Source organism: Coleofasciculus sp. E2-BRE-01, assembly GCF_040221695.1.
Lineage (GTDB): Bacteria > Cyanobacteriota > Cyanobacteriia > Cyanobacteriales > Coleofasciculaceae > Coleofasciculus.
This window is the reverse complement of record NZ_JAVKEA010000058.1, coordinates 41472-64511: the sequence shown is the minus strand read 5'-3', so window position 1 is coordinate 64511 and position 23040 is coordinate 41472. Positions and strand designations below refer to the sequence as shown.

The 23040-nt window shown below is 44.4% G+C and carries 22 protein-coding genes and 1 other RNA gene; 12 read left to right on the top strand and 11 right to left on the bottom strand.

Annotated features, from left to right (window positions below):
- Positions 1-16: 16 nt before the first annotated feature.
- Positions 17-976 carry a sugar transferase gene (locus RIG66_RS06560; protein ID WP_446376348.1) on the bottom strand — a complete coding sequence of 320 codons (960 nt, stop codon included), beginning with the start codon at positions 974-976 and terminating at the stop codon, positions 17-19.
- 119 nt (positions 977-1095) lie between these two features.
- Here RIG66_RS06560 and RIG66_RS06555 point away from each other — a divergent pair, with 119 nt between their 5' ends.
- Positions 1096-1878, top strand: coding sequence for a 7-carboxy-7-deazaguanine synthase QueE (locus RIG66_RS06555; protein WP_446376346.1), 783 nt, complete (start codon positions 1096-1098; stop codon positions 1876-1878).
- On the opposite strand, the gene RIG66_RS06550 is transcribed toward RIG66_RS06555, so the two are convergent.
- The 5 genes from RIG66_RS06550 to RIG66_RS06530 all read right to left on the bottom strand — a co-directional run bounded on the left by RIG66_RS06550 (position 1875) and on the right by RIG66_RS06530 (position 4108).
- Positions 1875-2519 carry a DUF3318 domain-containing protein gene (locus RIG66_RS06550; RefSeq protein ID WP_446376344.1) on the bottom strand — a complete coding sequence of 215 codons (645 nt, stop codon included), beginning with the start codon at positions 2517-2519 and terminating at the stop codon, positions 1875-1877. The genes RIG66_RS06555 and RIG66_RS06550 overlap by 4 nt on opposite strands.
- A 190-nt stretch (positions 2520-2709) precedes the next feature.
- Positions 2710-2806: signal recognition particle sRNA small type (gene ffs / locus RIG66_RS06545), an RNA gene on the bottom strand.
- A 70-nt stretch (positions 2807-2876) separates the two neighbouring features.
- Positions 2877-3143, bottom strand: a complete 267-nt coding sequence (locus RIG66_RS06540; RefSeq protein WP_446376342.1) for a YciI family protein — start codon at positions 3141-3143, stop codon at positions 2877-2879.
- A gap of 13 nt (positions 3144-3156) precedes the next feature.
- The gene (locus RIG66_RS06535) at positions 3157-3705 is read right to left on the bottom strand and encodes a helix-hairpin-helix domain-containing protein (protein ID WP_446376340.1); all 549 of its coding nucleotides are present in this window, start codon (positions 3703-3705) and stop codon (positions 3157-3159) included.
- 7 nt (positions 3706-3712) lie between these two features.
- Positions 3713-4108: an NINE protein gene (locus tag RIG66_RS06530; RefSeq protein WP_446376338.1), complete on the bottom strand. Its 396-nt coding sequence runs from the start codon at positions 4106-4108 to the stop codon at positions 3713-3715.
- A gap of 262 nt (positions 4109-4370) precedes the next feature.
- Here RIG66_RS06530 and RIG66_RS06525 point away from each other — a divergent pair, with 262 nt between their 5' ends.
- The 8 genes from RIG66_RS06525 to RIG66_RS06490 all read left to right on the top strand — a co-directional run bounded on the left by RIG66_RS06525 (position 4371) and on the right by RIG66_RS06490 (position 14461).
- Positions 4371-4694 carry a DUF1825 family protein gene (locus RIG66_RS06525; protein ID WP_044206685.1) on the top strand — a complete coding sequence of 108 codons (324 nt, stop codon included), beginning with the start codon at positions 4371-4373 and terminating at the stop codon, positions 4692-4694.
- A 160-nt stretch (positions 4695-4854) separates the two neighbouring features.
- Entirely contained in the window at positions 4855-5553 is a 699-nt protein-coding gene (gene fabG / locus RIG66_RS06520) for a 3-oxoacyl-ACP reductase FabG (protein WP_446376337.1), read from the top strand.
- Between the two features lie 206 nt (positions 5554-5759).
- A complete protein-coding gene (locus tag RIG66_RS06515) occupies positions 5760-6290 on the top strand; it encodes a Rab family GTPase (protein WP_446376336.1) in 531 nt (176 codons plus the stop codon).
- 197 nt (positions 6291-6487) lie between these two features.
- A complete protein-coding gene (locus RIG66_RS06510; protein WP_446376334.1) occupies positions 6488-8455 on the top strand; it encodes an adenylate/guanylate cyclase domain-containing protein in 1968 nt (655 codons plus the stop codon).
- 271 nt (positions 8456-8726) lie between these two features.
- Entirely contained in the window at positions 8727-9494 is a 768-nt protein-coding gene (locus tag RIG66_RS06505; RefSeq protein ID WP_446376332.1) for a PAS domain S-box protein, read from the top strand.
- 187 nt (positions 9495-9681) lie between these two features.
- A complete protein-coding gene (locus RIG66_RS06500) occupies positions 9682-10668 on the top strand; it encodes an ABC transporter ATP-binding protein (protein ID WP_446376330.1) in 987 nt (328 codons plus the stop codon).
- A 150-nt stretch (positions 10669-10818) separates the two neighbouring features.
- A complete protein-coding gene (locus RIG66_RS06495; protein WP_446376328.1) occupies positions 10819-12696 on the top strand; it encodes an ABC transporter permease in 1878 nt (625 codons plus the stop codon).
- 181 nt (positions 12697-12877) lie between these two features.
- On the top strand, positions 12878-14461 hold the full coding sequence (locus RIG66_RS06490) for a hypothetical protein (RefSeq protein WP_446376326.1): 1584 nt from the start codon (positions 12878-12880) through the stop codon (positions 14459-14461).
- A 263-nt stretch (positions 14462-14724) separates the two neighbouring features.
- Here the strand turns inward: RIG66_RS06490 and RIG66_RS06485 are convergent, their stop codons facing one another.
- The gene (locus RIG66_RS06485; RefSeq protein ID WP_446376324.1) at positions 14725-15951 is read right to left on the bottom strand and encodes a methionine gamma-lyase family protein; all 1227 of its coding nucleotides are present in this window, start codon (positions 15949-15951) and stop codon (positions 14725-14727) included.
- 29 nt (positions 15952-15980) lie between these two features.
- Here RIG66_RS06485 and RIG66_RS06480 point away from each other — a divergent pair, with 29 nt between their 5' ends.
- A complete protein-coding gene (locus RIG66_RS06480) occupies positions 15981-16466 on the top strand; it encodes a hypothetical protein (RefSeq protein ID WP_446376322.1) in 486 nt (161 codons plus the stop codon).
- Positions 16467-16665: 199 nt separating this feature from the next.
- On the opposite strand, the gene RIG66_RS06475 is transcribed toward RIG66_RS06480, so the two are convergent.
- The 3 genes from RIG66_RS06475 to RIG66_RS06465 all read right to left on the bottom strand — a co-directional run bounded on the left by RIG66_RS06475 (position 16666) and on the right by RIG66_RS06465 (position 19019).
- Positions 16666-18078, bottom strand: coding sequence for an aminopeptidase P family protein (locus RIG66_RS06475; RefSeq protein WP_446376320.1), 1413 nt, complete (start codon positions 18076-18078; stop codon positions 16666-16668).
- Between the two features lie 152 nt (positions 18079-18230).
- Positions 18231-18410, bottom strand: coding sequence for a hypothetical protein (locus RIG66_RS06470; protein ID WP_446376318.1), 180 nt, complete (start codon positions 18408-18410; stop codon positions 18231-18233).
- A gap of 468 nt (positions 18411-18878) precedes the next feature.
- Positions 18879-19019 (bottom strand): hypothetical protein, encoded by a 141-nt coding sequence (locus RIG66_RS06465; protein ID WP_006100453.1) that lies wholly within the window; start codon positions 19017-19019, stop codon positions 18879-18881.
- A 79-nt stretch (positions 19020-19098) separates the two neighbouring features.
- Here RIG66_RS06465 and sfsA point away from each other — a divergent pair, with 79 nt between their 5' ends.
- On the top strand, positions 19099-19839 hold the full coding sequence (gene sfsA / locus RIG66_RS06460) for a DNA/RNA nuclease SfsA (protein ID WP_446376315.1): 741 nt from the start codon (positions 19099-19101) through the stop codon (positions 19837-19839).
- A gap of 99 nt (positions 19840-19938) precedes the next feature.
- Here the strand turns inward: sfsA and RIG66_RS06455 are convergent, their stop codons facing one another.
- On the bottom strand, positions 19939-20871 hold the full coding sequence (locus RIG66_RS06455) for an Rpn family recombination-promoting nuclease/putative transposase (RefSeq protein ID WP_446376313.1): 933 nt from the start codon (positions 20869-20871) through the stop codon (positions 19939-19941).
- A gap of 590 nt (positions 20872-21461) precedes the next feature.
- Here RIG66_RS06455 and RIG66_RS06450 point away from each other — a divergent pair.
- Positions 21462-22898, top strand: a complete 1437-nt coding sequence (locus tag RIG66_RS06450; protein ID WP_446376311.1) for a polysaccharide biosynthesis/export family protein — start codon at positions 21462-21464, stop codon at positions 22896-22898.
- The last annotated feature ends 142 nt before the right edge of the window (positions 22899-23040 follow it).

The following is a 23040-nucleotide window of genomic DNA, read 5'->3' as shown; positions in this document are numbered from 1 at the left end:
ATATTTTTTTATTTTTTTAAGCCGCGCCACTATTTTTAGAAAAAACCACTAAAATTGTTTTAATAATTAATTTGACATCATACATCAAGCTCCAGTGATGCTGGTAGCGTAAATCTAAGTCAATGATGTCCTTAAACTCATGGATTTGATTTCGCCCATTGACCTGCCACTCTCCTGTCATACCCGGTTTGACATCTAAACGCTGCCATTCGGGGACATCGTAGTAATCTACTTCATCCGGTGTCGGGGGTCGAGTTCCCACCAAACTCATGTCCCCTTTCAGGACATTGACAAATTGAGGCAGTTCATCAAGGCTACTTTTCCGTAAAAACCGACCGACTCGTGTCACTCTGGGATCAGGGGCATTTTCATCCAACGGTTTAACTCGAATTTTACCCTTACTAATATCTTGACTACCGACATACATAGAGCGGAACTTCCAAATCCGAAATTCTTTGCCCATCCACCCCTTACGGATCTGACTGAAGAAGATAGGACCTCGTGAATCAAGTTTGATGGCAATAGCAATGGGAATAAACAGCAGTGCGGTAATTCCTAAGCCAACAATTGCGCCGATAATATCGAGTCCGCGTTTGATCCCAGAGCGGGTGGAAGGGTGAGTGGGTGGTAATGCTGGTGGCTGACTTGATTCAGAAAGCAGTTCCACTGTGAGAATTTGATCGAGGTTCGTCATTCTCAAAATCATCATCACCGGAGTGCCAACATTGGTAAGTACCAGTTCAATATCCTTACTGGTCGCATTTTTGTAATTATTCACCAACGCCCCAATCCCACAGCTATCGATAAAGGTTGTTTGACGAAAGTCTAAAATAATTTTTGGCGGCAGGGGGTGGTTCTGCAAAATTTGCTGGAAGGTTTCTTTGAAAGCCACAGCTTCAAGCACACTCAGGCGAGCCGGAAGTTGCATGACGGGAGTTTCATGCAATAGTATTACTTTAAAATCCGCTTCTGACATTGAGTCACCCATAACGACCTGTATTGTTGGTATTCACCTGTGTTTCTGACCAATATTGTGTCGTACAATTGCTAACTTAACCGAAAACTCACTTGAATTTACCGATCCAATGTAAAAAAATGTCAGCTAAGACTGGACTCACCGCACGGCTCATTGAACTGTTTTCTGCCATTCAAGGTGAAGGACTCAATGTTGGTACCCGTCAATTATTCATCCGTTTGGCTCTGTGTGATTTGCGCTGCCATTTTTGTGATAGTCAGAATACCTGGGCAGTTCCAAATTTAGCTTCCGTGGAGCAAACCCCTGGACATCGGGATTTTGAAACTCATCCTAATCCTGTAACCTTTGATCAGTTATTGGCATGGGTTGAGCGGCAAAATTATCCAGGACTCCATGAAAGTATTAGCGTAACAGGTGGCGAACCCCTGTTGCAGGCTTCCTTTTTGAGAGAGTTTTTACCCGTGGTACGACATCGAACCGGGTTACCCATCTATTTGGAAACCGGGGGGCATCGTCCGGAGCAACTAGCCCAGATTCTACCCTATTTAAATAGTATCGGCATGGATATGAAATTGCCGAGTGTAAGTGGGGAAGAGTGCTGGCACGCTCATCGTCAGTTTCTACAACTTTGTCTGGATGCAGATATTGAGGTTTTTGTCAAGCTGATTATTGCCCAAACAACGAACACAGCCGAACTGGAGTTAGCCGCCGAATTAGTTGCAGCGTGTAACCCCAGTATTCCCGTGTTTTTACAACCTGTAACGCCCCTAGCTAAACCCCATCATGCGCCAATGATCCCGCCAACGCCGACTCAAGTTTTAGAATGGCAAGCGTTGATGAAGCGCCCTCTCAAATCAGTGCGCGTCATCCCCCAAACCCATAAGATGATCGGTCAGCTTTAGGCTCTAGATTCCCGTTTGCTTTTCGCTTCGGCTTTGGCTTTAGCAGCACTTTTTTTCAATGCGGCTAGGCGGGCTTCGTAGCGACGACGTTGACGGCGACCGGGTGTAACTTCAACTAAGGTTTTTAAGGCACTGCCTAGACTCTTGTAGGCGTTGGGGAGAGTGTAACCAAAGCGAGTAGCCAGAGCGATCGCTTTTTCATCTGCCTCAATTTCTGCCTTGAGAGTTTTCTCGCTGTTGTTTTTCTGATAGAGTCTCCATCCAGAAACACCACAGAGGGCGAGTGCCAACAGCAGTAGCAATCCATCTTGTACCCAAAGTTCCCCAACAGCGCCTCCCAAGCCAATGGCTAGGGCTGCCATTTCCCATCCTTCTTTGGGGATCGTGTCATTCTGAATTCGGGCAACTTCGTGCCAAAATAGGAGATTACGTTGGTCAAGGGCAAACTGCTCCCATTTCACTAAGTCAATTTGCACCTCCACCTCATCGCTACCAATTTCTTCGGTGCGTAACAATGGGGGATTGACCTCAGTCGTTCCTTCCACCATGACCCAGCTTTGCAATTCTGGGGGGAGTAAGGTTTTTAGACGCCGGAGTTCACTCATCTCGGCTTTGGCAGAAGAGGTTGCATAAGATGTCATAGATCTGCCTCCAGGAAACTTAAACCAATAAACAAAGGTATCATTTGGCAGTATAGCGAGATTCGTCCTCTGCCTTGTTTCTGGCTAAGTGTCAGGATTCAACGGAATACGGCAAGGGATGGGGGAGATGAAGAAGATAGGGAAAAGAGTACTGATGAAAAATAATGCGTCACTGTAGCGCTAGATACGAGAAGACCCGGAGTTCACGCCTATCCCAAGCATCTCGTATTGCTGCTACCTTCCGGTTCTGACAAGGTTTGAGCGTTGGGATTGCATGAATCCGAGTCATTTACCAGTATAACAGCTTTGAACCCCATTGATCAGTTCACGGAGATATTTTTTCATTCGGCTATTTTTTCATTCGGCAATGATGCACCATTCGTGAAGTTGGTATTTGACACAGTGATTTGCCACCAACGGATCTCCCTCGACGATCGCTTGTGCTTCTTGTTTGGAACTCGCCTCAAACAGGAGCATTCCTCCTCCTTTCTCCGCCCAGTAACCTGTTTTGGCTTGATGTCCTTTGGCAATCAAGTCTTGGACGTAGGCTTTATGAGCTGGAACATATTGATCAAACGTAGGTTTATCGACGATGCCTTCTTCTATCTTGACGAACCAGGGCATTGGCTTTTTCCCATCAAAACCGCAGATAGTACATTATCTCAGATATCAGGTCTGGGGGAAGGGCAAGGCGTCGCTGGAAGTCGGCTAAGTTACGATAATTGCCCATCTCTTGCCGATTTTGGGCGATCGCTCTGGCTAAAAACAAGTCAACCCCAGGAATTCGGCTCAGTTGTTCCACGGATGCCATATTCGCCGGAATCGGTATGGGGGTGGCTGGACTTTCAGCGTCATAGTAACAAAAGCTGAGAATGGGTTGTAACGGCTGTAACCGCGCCACAGGGATACTTAACGCCGCCGCAATATCCTCCAAACAGCAAAACTGTACCCCACTATTTGCCAATTCCACCAGCGATCGCGCTTGATGGATGGATATCCCTGGTAATCTCAGCCAGTCATCCACCGTCGCTTGATTGACATCAATTCTCATCCCCAGCGCCACCGCCACCTCTATTTCTTGCGCCGATTGCAGCCGATAGTAGGGATCGCTCTGAATCCGGGCTTGGATTGAGCGCCAGGTTGGGTTTAATCGATCCGTCGATAACAGCCAGTCAAACAATGCCATCTTCTTTTCACGCGATACGATCCAGTAGTTGGCGACGCTTTTGCTCAAACTCATATTCTGACATCAATCCCTCCTGACGCAGCTTATCCAGTTGTCGCAGTGCATCCGCGATCGCACCCACTTGCGCCGGCTCAACCTCTGGGGTTTGACTGGACACTGATGTCCCAGTTGGGATCAAATCGCCATTAAAATTTTGGTCGAATTGTTCCGAATTTTGCAACAAATACCATACCCCTTCAATGGCACTCGCCACTCTGGGAATCGGTGTCCAGGACAGCAACAAATACAAAACTCCCCACCAAGGTTGCCCCAGATAAAACTTGTGCAGTCCAGAAAAAGGTATCACTACCCCACTAAATGCCAGTAAGGAAGCAACTTTTCGACTTTTCGGCTTGCTTAACATAGTGGTTCAAACACCAGACGAAAGGACACCGTTATCAATCAAGAAAGAGGAACGCCATACTTTCATGATAGAGAGATGCTGCTCAATACTACTGGCAGGAATCTCTAATTTCATTTCCTCTCCCCCCTGCACCCCGCACGCCCACACCCCTACTCCCTTGTATCCCCAATACGGATAACCGAAGTTTCCTCTAAGTGCAACACTGCACTAGAATATGACTGGAAACGGCAGTACAACCCACTCGGTTGATCGGGTAAGAGCTATGGGGTTTTTTGATTCAGATATAGTCCAACAAGAAGCTAAACAACTGTTTGAAGATTATCAGTCCCTTGTCCAATTGGGAGGCAGCTACGGTAAATTTGACCGAGAAGGGAAGAAAATTTTCATTGATCAGATGGAAGCGATGATGGAGCGCTATCGAATTTTTATGAAGCGCTTCGAGTTATCCGAGGATTTTATGGCTCAGATGACAGTTGAGCAGCTTAATACACAACTTGGTCAGTTTGGCATCACGCCTCAGCAAATGTTTGATCAAATGCAAATGACGTTAGAGCGGATGAAATCGGAACTGGAACAGCAGTCTTAGAAGTGGACTCGGAGGGGTTTGGTGACCAAACCCCTGTTGTTTGCGCCGCCTATCCTAGACATCCACCCGATTAGGTGAAGCCAATTCGTGCTTGAATAGAGTAAGGGCAGCTTAATCGCTGCTCAAATCGCGGTATTTTGGGAAAGGAAGATACCCACTCATGAAAGGCAAACACGTTTTACTCACTGGCGGTACTGGTGGACTAGGAATAGGGGTGACTCCAGCCGTATTAGCCTCTGCACCCAAAACGGTAACCATTCCTTATCGCAATCCTCAAGATGTAGAACGCCTCAAACAAATCCTATCCCCGGCGGATTTTGCCCGGATTAGCTTTGTCCCTAGCGATCTCACTGATGAGGCGAATGTCAGCAAGATGATCGACGATATGGAAGGGGTGGATGTACTAATCCATTTAGTGGGTGGCTTTTCCATGGGAAAAACCCACGAATACAGTTATGAAGCCTGGAAAAACGATTTTGACCTGAACTTAAATACTACCTTTTTGGTGTGCAAGCACAGTTTGGCGAAAATGCTTCCCCAGAATTATGGGCGCATTATTACCGTAGGATCGCGGGGTGCTGTGCAACCGGGGGGACAGTTAGCCGCCTACTGTGCGGCAAAAGCTGGCGTTGTCGCCCTGACTCAAGCGATCGCGGATGAAACCAAAGACACAAATATCACTGCCAATAGTGTACTCCCTAGTGTGATTGACACACCAACCAATCGTCAAGCCATGGGGGAAGAAAATGCCATTCAGTGGGTGAAACCCCAATCTATCGCCCAGGTGATTTGTTTTTTAGCCTCAGACGCGGCGCAGGATGTAAGCGGTGCGGCTGTTCCGGTTTATGGCAGCATTTAAGAGACGCGCCATGGCGCGTCTTTACATTGTTGTAAGGGCGGGTTTTACTTAACTTAATTCGCCCTTCTTGGGGGATCATATCTGGATAATTAATCGCCCATCATTGGTCATTCGTCAGTGATAATAAACACAAATAACCAATAATTTTAGATTAACTCTAAATATACTATACTCTATTCCCTATCAATTGGAGTTACACAACAAGGATGACTTCTCTGATCTCTAAAAAAATATGTATGCTGGGTGATTTTAGTGTCGGTAAAACCAGCTTAATTCGTCGCTTTGTAGAACGACAGTTTAGTGATAAGTATTTGTCCACTGTGGGGGTAAAGATTTCCCGAAAAACGGTTGATCTGCAAGCCAAGACGCCAAAAAAGGCGCTCCAGGTACAAATGCTAATCTGGGATTTGGAGGGAAATACTAAATTTAAAACGGTGACGCCGATGTACCTACAAGGCGCAACCAGTGCGGTAATCGTAGCTGATGTCAGTCGCCAAGTCACGATTGATCATATTTCAGATCACTTACAGGCGTTTTTATCCGTCAATCCCAAAGGATTTGGTATCGTTGCGTTAAATAAAGCGGATCTTCTTTCGGAAAAACAACAGCAAGATTTGCTAGAAAAATGTCAATTGAATTATCCAAATAAAATCACTGCTGTCTATCCCACATCAGCGAAAACAGGTAAAAATGTTGACGATATTTTTTTTACCCTAGCTCAGCAAATGGTTGAATGAAGAAGATTTCATCGACTGTATGACAAAATCGCATTATGTATAACGATGAAATACATTACTATAGGCTAGAGTTGATAGTACGAAAAATATCGAGGAGCTGTCAAAGGTGAAAACATGGAGCAAATTCACAGATTTGCCACCCTAGACGTCTGCACCGAATAATGTGGCTTTAGCTGAAAGCCTAAACCTAAGCTGATATGAGCATCTTTTTAAATAAACTTTTATCCCTGTTAGCACCACGCCATAGGGAATATTTATTAATCAATAGGGACGGTAAAATTCTGGAGACTTCTCCGGGAGTCAAGCGATTTGCTGAAGATTTCGATCAAGTTCGCCAAGGACAAAATATCTGTCTGGGATTTCCGGAACTCATTGGGTTAGAAACCATTTTGATTGATATTCTGGACGAACGACAGAATAATTTTGAATTAAAGGGGATTAGTCGGTGTTCAGTGACAGGCGAATCGCTGTATTTGGATTTGTATGTGATTAAACATCCTTTGGGTTTTGACCCGTCTAATCCTGACAAACCCAATCAATTAATTATTTTATTAGAAGATGTCACAGAACGGATGGTTTTAGAACAAACTTTAGTTCAAGCCACTAATGAAACCCGTTTATTATTGAGTCGATTATCAGCATCTAAAGCGTATATTGAGCAAATTATTACAGCTATGGCAGATGCACTCTTGGTGACGAAGCCTTCGGGAATCATTAAAACAGTTAATCGTTCGGCACAAAATTTATTTGGTTATAACGAATCTGAGTTAGTTGGCAACTCTATTCGCCTAATTTTGTCTCTAGCTGATGACTTACTCACCGAACATCAACAGCAGCTTTGTGTTGAGCAAAAATCTATCAATAATTGGGAGGTTGCCTGTCAGAAAAAAACGGGAGAAAAAATAATGGTATCCTTCTCCTGTTCAGCGATTCAAATGGAAACAGAAGGTAGTCCCCATTTTATTTATATTGGTCGAGATATTACGGAGCGCCAGTGTACACAAAAACGGATAGCCACTCAACATGCCATTAGCCGTATTCTATCAGATTCAGGCACAATCGAGGAGGCGATGCCAAAAATTTTGCCTGCAATTGGTGAAACGTTGGTGTGGGATTTGGGTGAACTTTGGATTTCAGAAGTGATAGGCGATCGCGAGATAGATAGGATAACACCTCAGTTGCGGTGCGAACATACTTGGGTTAGCCGTGCGATTCCAGAATCGATGTCGATAACTCAGCCATTAATCGCATCCCCTAAGGGGGGATTACTGGGTCAAATTTGGACGAGTCGTTCTCCTGAATGGATTAGCGGTATCACCTCAGAATCTCTATCCCCAATCTTGCCAATTGCTGAATTACGCAGTGCTTTTGGCTTTCCGATTCAAGACGATGAGCAAATTTTGGGTGTAATCACCTTCTATTCCTATGATGTGCAACCCCCAGATCCGGAACTAATGCAGGTTATGGCAACAATTGGTAATCAGTTAGGACAGTTTATAAAGCGTAAACAAGCAGAAGCCGCATTGCGACAAGAGCAGAAAAAATCTGAACAGCTACTCCTGAATATTTTACCTGAACCGATTGTCGATCGATTGAAACATGAACATCAGATCATCGCCGAGGATTTTGCTGAAGTTTCGGTTCTTTTTGCCGATATTGTCGGGTTTACTCAACTGTCGTCCTCAATGCCTCCGATTACGCTGCTTAACTTACTCAATCAAATCTTTTCGATTTTCGACGAACTGTGCGAACAGCATCAATTGGAGAAGATTAAAACTATTGGGGATGCGTACATGGTGGTGGGGGGATTGCCGCGATCGCCCCTCAACCATGCCCACGCGATCGCCCGAATGGCACTGGATATGCAAGCCGCGATCGCCCAATTTCGTGACCAGACGGGACAGGCGTTTAATATGCGAATTGGCATCAACACCGGACCTGTAATTGCTGGCGTAATTGGTCTAAAAAAATTCAGTTATGATTTGTGGGGAGATACCGTGAACATTGCCAGCCGCATGGAGTCACAGAGTATACCCGGACGTATCCAAGTAACAGCGGCAATCTACGAAAAATTAAAGGATACATTTAAGTTTGAGCAACGAGGCATGATTGACGTGAAGGGTAGAGGCAAGATGACTACCTATTTTCTTATTGCTGTAAAATAAATTATTATAATTAGATAGCCAATAAACACATTCAAGCGAGGAGGTATTTGCTTTTCTCCAGCTTGGTTAAACTCTACGCTGATCAGGTAGAGACGTAGCCAGCTACAGCGGTGATTAATAAAAGCAGGATAATAATGAATGAAGAATAATTAATAGTGGGAAATACTATAACTGCTATATATAACTTTTATGCTGTAATTATTGAGGTCAAAAATTATTAGGAATAAAATAAAGCTGAAGAGATTAGCTAATCTAGGTCATATAAATTCCAATGCACCCTCTGTTCAAAAAATTATTATTTTCTCGTCATATTGAATACTTAGCCGTTGATGAGTCATTCAATATTTTAGAACTATCTCATAAAATCGCTCAGTTCGCCGACCGTCCTCAGGATTTGAGTATCGGTAAGGATGTGCGTCTGAGTTTCCCGGAACTTATAGGAATTGAAGAGATTTTAAGCCATATCCTTCAGGGGCGACAGTTAAACTTTGATTTAAAAGGAATTGGACGATTTTCTGGACGAGGTAATCTTCTCTATTTTGATATGTATATTATTAATGACAGTGAAGACTATCAAGCAGGCAATAAACTCATTATTTTATGTGAGGATGTCACTGAGCGGATGAATTTAGAACAGACCTTAGTTCAACGCTCAAATGAAACGACTTTATTATTAGATGCTTGGGCAGCATCAAGTCAATATCTTGATAAAATTATTCAATATATAGGAGATGCTTTATTCGTCACTAATTCGTCATCTGTTATAAAAATTGTCAACAAAGCAGCTAATTTCTTATTCGGCTATAACAATTCTGAGTTAATCGGCAAATCTTTATCTTTAATTATTGATGAGTCTCAGGTGAAAAATTTAGTGGCACAGAAAAATGGCTCTTATTGCAATGGCATCAACACAACTAAAGTGGTTTGTCAGACTAAGACAGGAGACAAGATTCTCGTGGCATTTTCCTGTTCTAGAATTGAGAGCGAATTAGAAGAGGAACAAGATATTATTTATATTGGGCGTGATATCAATCGATGAAGTAAATTTAAGAAATATTAAGAAACCTCAAATTCTTACTGTTCCCTAATCTCAACCGTTAACTTTAATTTTTTCTGGTGCTAGTTCCCCAATCCCCCGCCCAAACTGCATAAGTGTCACCGGATGAGAGATACCTTGGCTTTAAAGAGGTTAAACTGGCAGACATTAGATCCCATCAGCATCAACTATGGAAGCAGGAACATTTCTCCCATCCCCACCCCACCTAAGTCAAGACTTAGCCATTTCTACCCATGGATTGACGAAGCAATTTGACCGACATATCGCCGTCAATGATATCGATTTACAAGTCGCCGCTGGTGAAGTCTATGGATTGATTGGTCCCAATGGCGCTGGGAAAACGACGCTAATTCGCATGTTAGCCGCCGCTGAGGAACCGACGACGGGTGAAATTTATATTAATGGCGATCGCTTTTTGCGGGATCAAAGCAACCCCAAACTCAAACAGCGCATTGGTTATCTCCCCGATGATTTCCCTGTCTACGAAGATTTAACAGTTTGGGATTATCTGGACTATTTTTCCCGACTCTATCGCCTGCGAGAACCCCGACGTACTCGACGCCTGCGGGAAGTGTTGGAACTGGTACAGCTTACCAGTAAGCGCAAAAGTTTAATTGCTACCCTATCGCGGGGAATGAAACAGCGCCTGAGTTTAGCGAGAACGATTATTCACGAACCGATTCTGCTGCTACTGGATGAACCCGTTTCCGGATTAGATCCGATCGCCCGGATGCAGTTTCGGGAAATTATTAAAACGTTACAAGAAGCGGGAATGACGATTCTGATTTCGTCCCATGTCTTGAGTGACTTAGCTGAACTCTGTACCTCAGTGGGGATTATGGAACTCGGCTATTTGGTAGAAAGTGCGCCTTTAGCCGAACTTTATCGCCGCCTTAGCCGTCAGAAGATTATTCTCTCCAGTTTAGGAGATATGGACGCATTGGCGGCTGAACTGAAAAATTATCCCTTAGTGCAAGAAATCGAGCGAATTTCGGGAAAGAACCAGATAAGGGTTGATTTTACTGGGAATCCAGAAGAGAGTGCGATGTTATTGCGATCGCTAGTTGAAGCGGGAATTCCGTTAACCGAGTTTCACTGTACCCAAGAGGACTTAGAAACTATATTCTTAAAGCTAGGACACCAACAAGTCTCTTAGAACGTTTTGAATTATGTGTAGGGGCGGGTTTTACTATTATCGTTTTTGACATCACCCCGATGTCACTAAACCCGCCCCGATCCAGGTTTTTTCACGAATAACAAATGACATAAGACTAAGGACAAATGACCAATTTAGGAGACTGTTTTCATGGTACTTAAAGGAATAGACAAACTAGGAGACTGGAACCCGCAACTGTTGCGGGAAGTGAAAGGAAGGCTGAAGGGGCGGAATCTCGCGATCGCACTTGGCGCATCGGTACTTGGCTATCTAGCCATGTTCTTCTATGGATTGAATCAATTTACTCGCTTGATTGATCCTGAGCGTCACTACTACGTTGACAAAAATGAGATATTTTGTAAGCTGCGTGATACATACCTAGGAAATCAAGCCAAACTATCCCAACTTCAGGAGCAATATCGCTTACTTCAAGACCAATTCTTTCGCTATAGCAGCGCCGAATACTATGATCTAGCAAAAATTAATCAACTCAAAGGCAGTATAGAGAACGTAAAAACACAAATTACAAATCTTCAAGGAATTGCTCCGATTTATGAATGTCCCAAAGATGCTATCGATATTCCGCTTTGGTGGCAATATCAACACGGACAAATGTTCGGATGGCTGAGTGTAATTGCCCTGTTCATCCTGCTAATTGTAGGGACATATATGCTCATCGCTGACTTAGCCGGAGAGGAACGTCGCGGTACACTTAATTTTATTCGCGTTAGTCCCCAATCGGCTCAGAGTATTTTATTGGGAAAAGTATTAGGCGTTCCTATCTTACTCTATATAGCAGCAGTTTTGCTTATCCCCTTGCATTTGTGGTTAGGCTTATCTGCCCAAATTCTCCTGGTAGAGATTTTCAGTTTCTATGCTGTTTTAATCGCAGGTTGTACCTTCTTCTACAGTGCTGCATTGCTGTTTGGGTTAATGAGTTCTTGGTTAAATGGATTCCAATCCTGGTTAGGAGGTGGCGCTGTATTCCTATTTCTGCTGATAGCATTCAATCGGTGGACTTGGATTACTCAGAATCCATTGGATTGGATGAAACTATTTTCTCCTGATGTCATTCTGCCCTATCTTTACAATCAAACAGAACATTATAGTCCTGACTTTATTGGCTATAGTACGCCAATAGAAAGCCTGCAATGGTTCCATATACCTGTGGGGTTGACTGGATTAGGTATCGTCAGTTTTGTCCTATTGAATTATGCTTTATGGACAGGTTGGATTTGGCAAGCCCTGAAGCGACGCTTTCAAAATCCCAATACGGCTGTCCTAAGCAAACGACAAAGTTATTGGCTAGTTGCTTGTGTGGAAATCTTACTGTTAGGATTTGCTGTGCAAGAAAAGCAGGACATCTATATATCTTATTCACTCGTTGATAATCTGTGGATCATTTTCTGTTTCAATGTTGCGCTATTCCTGGGTTTAATTGCAGCACTTTCCTCTCACCGCCAAGTCCTACAGGATTGGGCGCGTTATCGTCAGCAAGAAGGAACAATTCGCAAAAAGTGGAGAATCGTTCATGATTTAATTTGGGGAGAAAAGAGTCCAGCTATCGTTGCCATTGGGATTAATTTAGCGATTGCCACAACGCCTTTTTGGGTTTGGATTGCATTGTGGAATGAGCCAGGATTCGACAAACTCAAAGCCTTGTTAGCCGTCGCTTTCTTCATCTGCATTACGCTAATTTGTGCCACCCTAGGGCAGCTAATATTAATGATGAAAACGTCTAAGCGGGCGCTGTGGGCAACGGGTACTATTGGGGCTGTTCTTAGCTTGCCACCAATTATGCTGTTAGTATTGGGAATTGAGACTCACGACAATCCTATTCCATGGCTATTTTCCTCATTTCCTTGGGCAGGAATTGAATATGCGGCTACCTCAATGATGGCTTTTGCTATCCTTAGCGAATTCCTACTCTGGGGACTCTTAACGTTTCAGCTAACACGGCAATTACGCAAAGCAGGTGAGTCAGCGACTCAAGCTTTATTAGCAGGACATTCCTCAAGTCGTCATTAGATTAAGGTAAATTTCGTTCGTAGTAGGCACTTTAGTGCCATAAGCGTTCGCATCGCTGACTACAAACTGATAAAAGACCCGTTAAACTTGAGAGTATGAGTTCAGCGTTTGTGGTTAGGACTCAAGGTTTTAGGCGCTAAAGCGCAACTACGAACGAACAGTTAATTTGGAGATATTCTCTATGTTTTCTACACTGATAAACCGACTGGGTGATTGGAATCCCCAGTTGATGCGAGAACTTCGAGGACGGTTGCAACTCCGCAATGGATGCCTGGTTGTGGCAACGTCTTTAATGATTCAAGCGTCAATTTTGTTATCGTTTTCTAGCCAAAACTGTACGAGTTATGTTAATAATCGCTGTGTCGAATTCGTCTGGAAATTGGACTGGCTGATGATTTTCAGAACACTCAATTGGATTTTGCCTCTGTCTTTATTTTCCATCGGCGTCTACTTGCTGGTTTCCGATTGGATGCAAGAACATCGGCGGGGTACGCTCAATTTTATTCGCCTCACTCCCCAATCCAGTCAGCGTATTTTATGGGGGAAAATGCTGGGTGTGCCGATATTAGTTTACCTGGGATTAAGTTTTGCTGTTCCTCTACATTGGGTTGCAGGAATTGCCGCAGGTGTTCCCTTGGCTTGGATTATCAGTTTTTATGCTTTAAGCCTGGTTACTTGTGGATTGTTCTATGGTTTAGGATTACTCAATGCGTCTTTAACTAAAGCGTCTTATCAAGGGTTAGCAGCTAGTCTAATCGGGGCGTGGTTAGGGAGTTTGTTTATTGGGGTGCTGGATTGGCATTTTGATTGGCAAAACTTGACCTACAGGGATTTAGGAAATTGGTCTTGGTTTCTTTGGAATCTGGGTGAAGCACCTTTACAGTTAACATTGTGGATACTAATTACAATTAGCGTTAGCGCCTACTGGGTTTGGCAAGCAACTAATCGTATGTTCCGCAATCCCAATGGAACCCTATTAAGTAAACAACAGAGTTATTCGTTAGTAGGAAGTGTTCAAATTTGGCTATTGGGATTATTTTGGTCACTTCCCCGCCAATTTTTAACTAGCCAAGATGCACTATTTGGCTGTCTGTTTGGAATTTCTCTGTTTAGCTTGGTTGTCTTATTAGCGGTTAGTTTTGCAATTTCGCCGCAACGACAAAGTTTGTTAGATTGGTCAAGGTACGGGCAATTCCAACGTCAGAATTCAATGGTTAAAAATGTGCAGATGTCATGGTGGGAGTGGCTTTGGGGTGAAAAGAGTCCTTCATCTGTCGCGATCGCGGTGAATTTAGGGATTACGGCAATTGTCTGGTTCCCATGGTTACTGCGGTTTCCCGTCGCCGTCAATGATAAAGTGAAAGCGATCGCGGGATTGTTACTGTGTGCTAATTTAATTGGATTTTACGCCCTTCTCATTCAATTGATGTTGATAATCCGACGCAAAAAGCCGTGGATTTGGGCAGGAAGTACCTTGAGTATGACGATTTTTGTTCCTCTATTTATTTTATCTGTCATACAAGTGGAATTCACTTCAGGAGTACAATTGCCAGGATTATGGCTTGTGTCTGTATTTGGTGCGCCTTGGATCATTTTAGAACAGACATCCGCCTTCACCGTCTTATTTAGTGTATTGGGTCAATGGGTAATAATGGCAGGATTAATTATGCAATTAACTCGTCAGTTAAAACGTATCGGCGAATCGGCATCAAAACCGCTATTTGCCAATCCTAATGCTTTGCCTAATTTATCGAAAGTGCGCTGAAGTTTCACCAACCAGTTTGGGTTAACACGACAACCATTTAAGGTGTGCCATGCCACTACTGGATTGACACAGCTAAAATTGTGGATTAGATGTGACAATTGAATCGGGCGCAAGTCTTTGCGCCCCTACAGTTTCTGGATGGAATGTAATTCATTAATTACATTAGGTGTGCCAAATCATTACTTTACCAACTTCCCTGTTTCTCCCCTGTCGCGTGGAGAGGGGCTGGGGGTGAGGGCTGTAAGTTGACGAATTCCCCCACCCTATATTGCTTCTATCGCGGCTTCGAGTGCGATCGCGATATGAGTCCAGTGGGTTCCCCCTTGACAAAATACGATATAAGGCTCTCGCAATGGTCCATCGGCGGAAAACTCCGAGGTACTCCCATCAATAAACGTTCCTCCCGCCATAACTAACTGACTCTCATATCCCGGCATTTGAGCAGGTACAGGATCGAGATAGGAACCAATGGGAGAATATTGCTGAATCGCCCGACAAAAGGCGATTAATTTCTCCGGTGAACCTAACTGAATTGCCTGAATAACATCCCGGCGAGGTGCCATGGGTTTAGGATTGACGGGATAGCCTAACTGATCAAAGATATAAGCGGTTAAATGCGTTCCCTTAATTGCCTCCCCTACCATTTGCGGGGCGAGAAAAAGTCCTTGAAATAATAACCGATTCTGTTCAAATGTCGCCCCACCTGAACTACCAATTCCGGGGGCGGTTAATCGACAGGTTGCGGCTTCAACTAACTCGGCTTTTCCGGCAATATATCCCCCAGCAGTGACAATTGTGCCACCAGGATTTTTAATCAACGATCCCGCCACTAAATCCGCACCAACCGCTGGAGGTTCTGTGTCTTCAATAAACTCGCCGTAACAGTTATCGACAAAACAAATTGTATTCGGATTTTGCTGTTTAACACATTGGACAATTTTTTCGATGTCTGTTATTGAAAGACTAGGACGCCAAGAATAACCACACGATCGCTGAATTAAGACGAGGCGCGTCCGTTGTCCAATTGCTGTTTTTAACGCCTGCCAATCAATGGTTCCATCAGCCGTTAATTCTAACTGACGATAATCAATGCCAAACTCCTGTAATGATCCTTGACCTTGACCTCGAACACCAATCACTTCTTCTAAGGTATCGTAAGGCGCACCCACCACAGATACCATCTCGTCACCGGGACGCAAAACCCCAAATAAACAACAGGCGATCGCATGAGTTCCAGAAACCAATTGAACTCGCACGGCTGCTGCTTCAGCACCCATGATTTCTGCAAATACTTGGTCTAAGGTTTGCCGACCTAAATCGTCATGACCATAACCACTTACCCCAGCAAAGTGATGCACCCCAACGCGATAATTACGAAAAGACATCAGGACTTTTTTCAGATTTTGCTTGACGTTGATGTCAATATCTTCAAAAATTGGGCGGAGTGCTTTAACAGCGTCTTGAAGCTGTTCTGAACTGTTGAGTATCATGGGATTATATTTTCGATATAATACATAAAATGCAACGTATTTTTGTCCAACTGGTTATCGTAACCAGTTTAGCCTTAAGCCTCCTCCTGACTAGCATCGCTCCGGCTGAAGCAATGACGGTTAATTTTACTTGGCAAGGCAATCAGGGCTATTTGGCAACAGGAACATTCAATTATGATGAAAAAACGGCTCCTGCTATACTATCAGAAAAAGGAGTGGGTACAACTCAAGCCTTAGAAAGCTTGACCGTTTCTTTTGCTGAGCCATCGAATCACCCAATCAAAACATACAATACTATTAACGATGGTGTATCAACGGGCAAGTATTTTCAGTTTAACTTTAATACGATGACTCAAGACATTATCGGTTTAATTGATATTGGCGGTGAGTTACCCGGAGATATTTATTTAAAAGGAACGGTTGATACAGACTTATCCTTGATTCAAGTTTTTGATTCAGGAGTGGAGAAAATAGTCGATAGTAATTCAGGGACAATTGTTATCCAAAGTAATTAGGGGCTACTGAATACAGCGCTTTTCAAGTAAGTGAGGTACACAGACAGATCCCCGACTTCTTCAAGAAGTCGGGGATCTTGCTTAGAGACTGTACCAGGCTTCGCCTATGTTTGTGTAGCAGCGATTTCAATCGCCGTGGGAAAAGAGGGTGATAAAGGCTTATGACAAATGACAAAGGACGAATGACAAATGACAATCCCTACCTTCTCCCACCTATTGACACCAATTGTTCAATCGCATCTGCCTCAGTTGGTAAAGCGGCGGTGAGGACTTCACTACCCTCCGGAGTGACTAAAACATCATTCTCAATCCGAATCCCACGCACATCAGCAAACTCAGCCAAACGATTCCAGTCAACCACATCTTGATACTTGGCGCGTCGTTCTGGATCATTTAAAATAGCTGGAACTTGATAGAATCCAGGTTCAATCGTCACTAGCATTCCCGATTGCAAGGGTCGATCCAATCGCAGAAATCCTAAACCAAAGCGATCGCTCCTGACTCGACCTTCTGCATATCCGGCTAAATCCCCTAAATCTTCCATATCATGCACATCTAAGCCGAGCAAATGCCCAACGCCATGGGGAAAGAATAAAGCATGAGCATCTCGTTCCACTAAATCCGATACCTGTCCCCGCAGAATCCCCAAATCCACTAATCCTTCAGTCAGGGTGGCGGCGGCTAACAGATGGATGTCGCGATATTCGACACCCGGATGAATTTTCTCAATACAAGCGTTATGGGCGGCTAAAACAGTATCGTAAATATCGCGCTGCGTCGAAGAAAATGTTCCGGTTACAGGGAAGGTACGAGTCACATCGGCTGCCCATCCCCTCTCCGTTTCCGCCCCCACATCCGTCAACAGTAAATCTCCCGGTTGCAAGGGATGGTGATACTGTTCATTGTGCAACACTTCACCGTGAACGGTGACAATACTGCCATAAGCACAACTCATGTTGTGGGCAAGAATCACCCCTTCCATCGCCCCACGGATTGTGGCTTCGTAGAGGCATTCTGTTGCCACATCTCTACCCCCGATTGCCTGCATTCCCGCTTTATGGGCAGCTACTGTCACGGCGGCGGCTTGGCGTAACTCGGATAATGCCTCCGCGTCGTGGCACAGTCGCAAGGATACAATCGCTTTGGCTAAGTCTCGGTCAATTCCTTCGGAGGCGTTAGCCCTGTTGACGCATCGATTTAACAGTTGTTCTTGCTGCTGATACGTCGCCCTATCTTGCACCGCAACAGTTGCAGCATCGGCTGTGCGTGAGGCTAAGTCTGAGAACGGAAATGCCGCATCAGCACCAATTTTTTCGGCAATTTCCTCTCGTTTAGGCATTTCGCCATGCCAAAGGGTACTGGCTGGCGAGGGTTCATCCAGAAACAGTTCCAACCTGCCCTCTTTGAGATAAATAGCGGCACCTTCCAACGGTAAACCTGCAAAGTAGAGAAAATGACTACTGGCGCGAAATGGAAACGGATTTGCCGGAAAGTTGCGCGGACAAGATTTTCCCGCCCAGAGAATGACCGGAAAATCAATAAGCTGGGCGAGACGAACGCGGCGATCGCGCAGGGTTATGGCTAGGCTACTGTGGTTTTGCTGACTTTCCATTAACAGTTGTGTTGACCCATTACCGTATGATAACAAAACTGTTATATCTTAGAAGTCCAATCTGTAACTTGGAGTTCAGCGTGAGAGCCTGCTACTTTTTTATCCTATGAGTCAAAACTGTTGGTGTATATAAGGAAAATTCGCATCTGAGATTATTCAGGATCATCATCAGCAGTGGTGTCTATCCCTTCCGATTCATACCGTTTTTCTGCCTCCGTTTTTTCTTCAGTGGCGTCTTGATCCGCATCTATGACTGAATCGTTCTCAGTTGCCTGATTTTCTTCTTGTGGCGTGGTTTCACTGATGGGTTTTACCAGTCCGCAGGAGGTCATCGTTAAACTGCCCATCATCAGCAGTAAGCTTAATGAAGCGAGAGACGTCCAAAGGGGTTTTCTCGTGTTTGGTTTTCCTAAAAACATGAGTCAGCCTTTATTTTTATTTATCCATTTGGTGCGTTTCAAAGGACGATCAAGCGACTCAAAAAGTTTCGTTAATATCTTGTGTTTGGGTTAACTTATTTTTATTTTAAAACCGAAAAATATATTTGAATCAAAGCGTAATTGATTGAGTGAATTTAGCTCTGTTCAAGACTTACGCTGCCACATATTTACAGCAGATTTCAGGTCGATGAGGTACAGCCTCAAGCAAGATCCCCGACTGCTTGGAGAAGTCGGGGATCTGTCTGTGTACCTAACTTACTTGTAACCTCTTCTCTTTCGGAGGGGAGACTTTCGGAGGGGAGAATGGGAAGCGGAACTATCCCTGACAGACTGGCTGATTTCAATCGATCACAATTGACCCTAACCTCGTGTCATTTTGATATGATCCATAATCTGTTGTTTTTTAGAATCGGAATTCATCGAAAAGCCTCGCTGAGGAATGGTGATCGAGCGTTTGATGTGTTCCATGATTCGCTGTTTCCGTTGGTCTGAGTTAGCCATGTTGAGTCCATTGAATGTTACTGTATGTTAAGTTATTCTAATATATTCGTTAAGTAATGTGAACAGTTCCCAAAAATTAATGGACGATCGCTCCGATTGGATTTACAGCTACCCAACCCTAGAGACGGGGACATTACTCAGACGCTACAAGCGGTTTTTTGCCGATATTCAGCTTACATCAGGGGAAACCATTGTCGCCCACTGTCCGAATACGGGTCCAATGACAGGGGTTTCCACTCCTGGAAGTTTAGTTCAGGTCTCCCGTAGTGATAACCCCAAGCGCAAATTAGCCTACACTTGGGAGATGATCCAAGTCAATGATACCCAACCGACTTGGGTGGGGATTAATACCGCCCTACCCAATCGGGTGATGAAGATCATCCTGGAACAAAGGCTGATTCCGGAATTAACCAATCGCTACAGCCAAGTTCGCCCCGAAGTGGTTTATGGCGCAAACCGGAAAAGTCGGGTCGATTTTTTACTGACGGGGGAGAATGACGCGCCTCCGATTTATTTGGAAATCAAAAATACAACTTGGGCGCAGGGAACCTTAGCCTTATTTCCCGACACCGTAACCACACGGGGACAAAAGCACCTACAAGAACTCCAGCAGTTACTACCCCAAGCCAAGGCAATCATGCTTTATTTTATCAATCGAGGGGACTGCGATCGCTTTAGTCCGGGTGATAGTACTGACCCCGTTTATGGCAAACTCTTGCGAGAAGCGGTTCTCCAGGGGCTTGAGGTGTTACCCTGTCGTTTTGAGACTACTCCCCAAGGTATTCGTTATTTAGGGTTAGCCGAGTTTCTTGTTGATTAGAGATGATTGAATTACCCGCCTACGCCATTAGTTAGGCATAAATGAGCAATTAGCAATATTCATGGCTTTCTCGATTTCTAGATCGATATACTGCTCTGATTACCTGCCCTTTGTATTTTCTTGTAACCAAGCCGATAATTCCTCTAAATCGTTAAAATCTACAATAGCATCACCTAGACCTTCTAATTCTTCAACAGACAAGTTTTGAAGCTGATTAATGATTGCTGGCGGAATTGACCCAAACTGACGCTCCAGCAAACGTAATGTCCATCGGATTGCTTCTTCTACTCGTCCTTCTACTCGTCCTTCTACTCGTCCCTCCTGCTTTGCCTTAACAATAAATCCCCGTTGATCTTCAAGGAATACCTCTCGCTTACGTAATTTTTCTAATTCCTCTACACTTAAATTCGCTTGGTTAGCAATATTCATGGCTTTCTCGAGTTCGGACACCTGTCTAAACGTGGGTGGAATGACTTCCAAGCTGGGAGCGTCTTTAATAAAGTAAATCCATTTATCGGTTAAAGTTTCTAACTTCTCAAGCGTTTTCGTGAATTTGGGTAATTCCACAAAAATTAGTTCGATTTCCGGATCGGTATAGTCAAATAATTCCTGTTTTTCCTTTAAGCCAAAACGAGTCAGGAACCGCTGAGTCTGGTTAAACATCTGGAAATCCGTTATCGTTAAGGCGATCGCGGGTTTAAGATGGGAGTATCCTTCTCCATATTTTAATTGATTAGCATAGGTTTTTGTCAGGTTATAAATAACGCGCTTTTCAAAAGACGCCACATTGAGTACCTGCATTTCGATTAACACCGTTGAGCCGTTATCCAGGACAGCTCTGACATCCAGATAGCTGTCTTTTAAATCGACAACATCCCCAGGATTGTAGGGATCAATAATTTCTAAATCCTGAATCACCGGATTGGCATTATAAATTAGGGCATTTAAAAAGCTAATCAAGATGTCTTTACTGTCGTTCGCTCCAAATATTTTCTTAAAAGCAAAATCAGTTTTAGGACTAATAAATATCATAATTATAATTTACCAATAAAGTTAAAGGATGAGATTGAATTTAACATATTTTGCCTTTTTGTAAAGACGTAGCCTGGTACGTTTCTCCAGCAGACGGTTTCAATTACACCGACGGGTGTTCTAGGAACGAGTCTATGTATTGATCATCATTGAGACTAGCCTTCTCCCTGAAGTGGACAGAGATATTGCTGGGTTTGTCATCCGTCCGCGATCGCGAATGAGGAAGTCGCGTCAATACTACTGTAAATTCACCTAGACAGGACGAGCCATAACGACTCGACCACTTGGGGATAGATTGTTCGGTGAAATTCCTCCTAGCGGCAATAGTTTATTGCTTAAAATGATATTAGACAATACTGGCAGCGTCCTCTAAGCCTTGCTGATACACTTCCTTCTCGTTTCCTCAAGGTAGGGCGACACTGGAGAATGTTAACTATGGACTCTAAGCATGAACTTTTTCGTCCTAATTGGCTTCAACGGTAATGTGACCTGATCACGCATGAGCCAAGACATCTGTAATAAATATGACTAAACTGAGAGTTAAAAGGTCCATTGACAATTTTCGCACTATGGGGATCGGGAGGATCAACTTGAGCAAGCATTTAACACCATCTGTAGCAGGTTTAACCCTATTCGCCTTTTTTGCCGTAACCGCACCGCTTCCGGGAATGGCGCAAGTCCCCACATTTTCGCCCCTTGCACCCACGACGGTTACGAATCCACCACCAGATTTACCCTATACACTCGGATCAGGCGATCGCGTGGGCGTAACCATCTTTGATGTTCCCGAATACAGTGGAGACTACCAGGTTTTAGTCGATGGTACCCTTAATTTACCCGTTGCTGGCAGTATCCCTGTCGAAGGGTTAACCATTAATGCGGCTAGTGAACGGATTTCTCAGCGATACGCTCCCTATGTCAGACGCCCTTTAGTCACCTTAACCCTGATTGATCCTCGCCCCCTAAAAATTGCCGTCGCCGGGGAAGTCAATCGTCCCGGTTCCTACAGCGTCACCCTCAACGAAGGGCAACAATTTCCCACCGTGACTCAAGTGGTTCAGCTTGCTGGCGGAATTAGCCGCTCGGCTGATGTGCGAAACGTGCAAATCCGCCGCCGGATGAACTCAGCTACCCGACAAACCTATACCATTAATCTCTGGGAGTTATTGCAAAATAGCGATCTCGCTCAAGATGTGACCTTGAGAGATGGTGATGAAATCTTTATCCCCACCACCACCGGAATTGACCCCCTAGAAAGCCGTCAACTGGCAACCGCGAGTTTTTCGCCAGAGGCGGTTAAGCCAATTAAAGTTGCCGTCGTCGGGGAAGTAGTGCGTCCGGGTCCTTATACCGTTACCGCCGCCACATCGGGCGCGGCTACGGCTGACCAAGCTGGTGGCGGCGGTGGTAACAATACAGAACCGCCAACGGTAACTCAAGCGATTCAAGTGGCGGGCGGTATTACTCAATCTGCCGATATTCGTAATGTTGAAGTGCGACGCACCACCAGAGATGGCTCTGAGCAACTGATCGTTGTCAATCTCTGGGAACTCCTGCAAGAGGGTGATCTCTCTGAAGATGTGATTCTGCAACAGGGAGATACGATTAGAGTCCCGGAAGCCGAAACTCTAACCGCTTCAGAAGCTACAAAATTGGCATCAGCGAGCTTTTCGGCGGCAATTATCAATGTCAATGTAGTGGGAGAAGTCGAGAAACCGGGTACAGTATCAATCCCAGCGAACGCCCCCTTAAATCAAGCCCTGCTAGCATCTGGCGGATTTGATAATCGCCGCGCCCGCAAGAGTTCTGTGGAGTTGATTCGTCTGCAACCCAACGGTACGGTTAAAAAACGGGAAATCGATGTGGATTTTACGGCTGATGTTAACGATGAAAGCAATCCACCATTGCGCCCTAATGATGTGATTATCGTCAGACGTTCCGGTTTGACCCGCGTCACGGATACATTGGGGACAATTGTCAGTCCTCTTGGTAGCGTGTTCTCTGTGTTTAGATTTTTTGGATTCTAGAGCGTCGGCTGGCTGCAGTAGAGACGTTGCATGGCATGTCTCTACAGATAAAGAGGGATATTGTCGCTTCTGTTACTGTTTTTGAGGAATTTCAGTCGATAATTTGATGACTGAATCAGTATTAACAGTATTGCAGGAGAGA